This is a genomic window from Hansschlegelia beijingensis (assembly GCF_045505405.1).
Lineage (GTDB): Bacteria > Pseudomonadota > Alphaproteobacteria > Rhizobiales > Methylopilaceae > Methylopila > Methylopila beijingensis_A.
Genome location: NZ_JBJKEX010000309.1, coordinates 1 through 3,692, shown reverse-complemented (window position 1 = coordinate 3,692; position 3,692 = coordinate 1). Strand labels below are relative to the sequence as shown.

Annotated in this window: 4 protein-coding genes; 2 read left to right on the top strand and 2 right to left on the bottom strand. The window is 66.7% G+C overall.

Annotated features, from left to right (window positions below; genetic code table 11):
• Window positions 1-127: 127 nt before the first annotated feature.
• Both hemF and ACIKT0_RS14900 read right to left on the bottom strand, forming a co-directional pair.
• Window positions 128-1,009 (bottom strand): oxygen-dependent coproporphyrinogen oxidase, encoded by an 882-nt coding sequence (gene hemF, locus ACIKT0_RS14905; protein ID WP_407106099.1) that lies wholly within the window; start codon window positions 1,007-1,009, stop codon window positions 128-130.
• A 28-nt stretch (window positions 1,010-1,037) separates the two neighbouring features.
• Window positions 1,038-1,511: a tRNA (cytidine(34)-2'-O)-methyltransferase gene (locus ACIKT0_RS14900; protein ID WP_407106098.1), complete on the bottom strand. Its 474-nt coding sequence runs from the start codon at window positions 1,509-1,511 to the stop codon at window positions 1,038-1,040.
• Between the two features lie 220 nt (window positions 1,512-1,731).
• Between ACIKT0_RS14900 and petA the strand changes: the two genes are divergently transcribed.
• Together petA and ACIKT0_RS14890 are read left to right on the top strand one after the other, a co-directional pair.
• Window positions 1,732-2,286 (top strand): ubiquinol-cytochrome c reductase iron-sulfur subunit, encoded by a 555-nt coding sequence (gene petA / locus ACIKT0_RS14895; RefSeq protein ID WP_407106097.1) that lies wholly within the window; start codon window positions 1,732-1,734, stop codon window positions 2,284-2,286.
• Between the two features lie 46 nt (window positions 2,287-2,332).
• Window positions 2,333-3,613, top strand: coding sequence for a cytochrome b (locus ACIKT0_RS14890; protein ID WP_407106096.1), 1,281 nt, complete (start codon window positions 2,333-2,335; stop codon window positions 3,611-3,613).
• The last annotated feature ends 79 nt before the right edge of the window (window positions 3,614-3,692 follow it).

Below are 3,692 nucleotides of genomic sequence, written 5' to 3'. Positions count from 1 at the left end.
AGACAATCGCGCCCTTCCCGGGCGCCTGACCGAAGATCCGAACGGCGTTGATTGCGGCGGATTTCCCCGACGGCGCCACGGCGATCGCGCAGGTGCTCGAGTTCGCCCTCGGAGAGGTCGGGGAGCTCTAGGGCCAGGCCGCGTGCGGCGGCAGGGAGGAGAGGATCGAGGCGACGTTGCCGCCGGTCTTCAGCCCGAAGATCGTGCCCCGGTCGTAGAGCAGATTGAACTCCACATAGCGGCCGCGGCGGACGAGTTGCTCCGCACGGTCCTGCTCGGTCCACGGCGTCTCCACATTGGCGCGGACGATCTTCGGATAGATCTCCAGGAACTTCTCGCCGACCGAACGCGTGAAGGCGAAGTCGGCTTCGAAGTCGCCGCTGTCCAGCCAGTCGTAGAAGACGCCGCCGATGCCGCGCGGCTCGCCGCGATGCTTGAGGAAGAAGTACTCGTCGCACCACGCCTTGTACTTGGCGTAGTCGGCTACCGCATGCCCCTCGCAGGCCTCGCGCATCGCCGCATGAAACGCCTGCGTGTCGGGATCCTCCTGCGTCCTGCGGCGGTCGAGCACCGGCGTGAGGTCCGCCCCGCCGCCGAACCAGGCCCGGCTCGTCACCACGAACCGGGTGTTCATGTGCACGGTCGGCACGTTCGGATTGATCGGGTGCGCGATCAGCGAAATCCCGGACGCCCAGAACTCCGGCGCCTCCATCGCGCCCGGAATCTCCTTGCGGAACTCGGGGGCGAACTCGCCGTGCACGGTGGAGACGTGGACGCCCACCTTCTCGAACACGCGGCCCTTCATCATGCCCATCACGCCGCCGCCGCCGGGTCGGCCGGTGTGGTCGGTCCTGTTCCAGGGCGTGCGCTCGAAGCGCCCCGCCGGGCCGTCGCCCGGACCGGCGTCCTCGAGAGCCTCGAACGCGGCGTGCAGCCTGTCGCGCAATTCCTCGAACCAGGCGCGGGCGCGCTCCTTGCGGTCAGCGATGTCGACGAGCGACGCGGTCATGGGTGTCTCCAGGCACAGTCAGTGCGGTCTACGCCGGCGGCGGCCAGGAGGGAAACAGCCCGGTCTGCCGAAGCGCCTCCGACAGGACCATCGCGGCCGCGATCGCGACATTGAGCGACCGCAAGTCCGGCAACATCGGGACCGCGACCCGCAGATCGGCCGCGTCATGCACCTCCGCGGGCGCGCCTGCCGATTCGCGGCCGACCATCAGGACATCGTCCGGGGCGAAGCGGGCGTCCAGATAGGAGGTCTCGGCGCGGGTGGTCAGCAACACGAGCCGGCCGCCTTCCGCCCGCCGCCGGGCGTCGAACGCCGCGAAGGACGCGTGCCGGATGATCGAGACCTTCTCGAGATAATCGAGCCCCGCCCGCCGGAACGCGCGGTCCGAAACAGGGAAGCCGGCTGGCTCGACGATGTCGGCCGCGACGCCTAGGCAGGCGGCGAGTCGGAGGAGCGTTCCGGCGTTCTGCGGAATGTCCGGCTGGTACAACGCTAGGCGCATGATCGCGAAGGCCTTTAAATCGGAGCGTGTTCCCGCGCTGCGACATGGTGTCCCGATCGGTGCGACACCGCGTCGTAACCGGAGCCGCAGGGTGGACAGCCGCGGCTTGCGGGTGCGAGAAGCCGGCGACTGTTTCGACTTACTCTCATGACAAGCCGGTCGGGAAACGCGGCGCGTGAGGCGAGACGAATTCGTGGCTGGGAGCACGAGTGTGACAGCGATGGACGACGCGCAAGATCCGAATCGTCGCGACTTCCTTTTCCTGGCGACAGGAGCTGCGGCGGGGGTCGGCGCCGCGTTTCTGGCGTGGCCCTTCATCGCGCAGATGAACCCTGACCGGGCCGCGCTCGCGCTTGCGTCGACCGAGGTCGACCTCTCGCAGATCCCCGAAGGCCAGGTCGTCACCATCAAGTGGCGCGGCAAGCCCGTCTTCGTGTGGAACCGGACCAAGGCGCAGATCGAGGAGGCCAAGCAGGTCAAGCTCGATCAGCTGGTCGACCGCGTGGCCCGCAACGACAACCTTCCGGCCGACGCTCCGGCGAGCGACGAGAACCGCGCCGCGCAGGGCAAGGAGAACTGGCTCGTCGTCGTCGGCGTGTGCACCCATCTGGGCTGCGTGCCGATCAGCAGCGCCGGCGACTTCGGCGGCTGGTTCTGCCCCTGCCATGGCTCGCACTACGACAGCGCTGGGCGCGTCCGGCAGGGCCCGGCGCCGCAGAACCTTCAGGTTCCCACCTACGCATTCGAGTCGGACACCAAGATAAAGATCGGCTGAAACTACACAATCATAAGCAACGCCGATATTCGGGGACGGGACGTCGATGGAAGGGCACTCAACGTACGAGCCGAAATCTCGAGCCGCGCGATGGCTTGAAGAGCGGCTGCCGATCGCGGGTCTGATTCATTCGAGCGCGATCGCCTATCCGGTGCCGCGCAACCTGAACTATTTCTGGACGTTCGGCGCGATCCTCGTGGTCATGCTGGTCGCGCAGATCCTCACCGGCGTCGTGCTTGCGATGCATTACGACCCGAACGCCAGCAACGCGTTCCTGTCGGTCGAGAAGATCATGCGCGACGTCAACTATGGTTGGCTGCTGCGCTACATGCACGCCAACGGCGCGTCGATGTTCTTCATCGCGGTGTTCATCCACATCTTCCGCGGCATGTATTACGGCTCCTACAAGGCGCCCCGCGAAGTGCTGTGGATTCTCGGCGTCATCATCCTGCTGCTGATGATGGCGACCGCCTTCATGGGCTACGTGCTGCCCTGGGGCCAGATGTCCTTCTGGGGCGCGACCGTCATCACCAACCTGTTCTCGGCGATCCCCGTCGTGGGCGAGGCGATCGTCACGTGGCTGTGGGGCGGGTTCTCGGTCGACAACGCGACGCTCAACCGGTTCTTCGCGCTGCACTACCTGCTGCCGTTCATGATCGTCGGCGTGGTCGGGCTCCACATCTGGGCGCTGCACCATGTCGGCCAGAACAATCCGACCGGCGTCGAGGTCAAGGACATCCGCAAGGACACCGTCCCGTTCACGCCCTACGCGACGCTCAAGGACGCGTTCGCCGTCACCTGCTTCATGATCATGTTCGCGTGGTTCATCTTCTACACGCCGAACTACCTCGGTCACGCCGACAACTACGTCCCGGCGAACCCGCTCGTGACGCCGGCTCATATCGTTCCGGAATGGTACTTCCTGCCCTTCTACGCGATCCTGCGCGCGATCCCCTCCAAGCTCGGCGGCGTGATGGCGCTGTTCGGCTCGGTCGCGATCCTGGCCTTCCTGCCCTGGCTCGACACCTCCAAGGTCCGGTCGGCGAACTACAGGCCGCTCTACCGCCAGTTCTTCTGGATCTTCGTGGGCGTGTGCATCCTGCTGGGCTGGCTGGGCTCGAAGCCCGCCGAAGGCTGGTACGTCGTGTTCGCCCGCATCGCGACGGTCTACTACTTCGCGCACTTCCTGATCATCCTGCCGCTGCTGGGCTTCTTCGAGAAGACCAGGCCCTTGCCGCCGTCCATCGCGGACTCCGTTCTGGAGACCCGGGATCATGCGCCGGGAACTCCCGGCCTTGCGGCGCCGGCGACGGGGGGCGGGCGTTGAGCGCGGCCATGTGGGGGCGGATCGGGGGAATGAGCATGAACGCCGCACACGCCGCGCGCACGGTGCGCGCCGCCGCGCT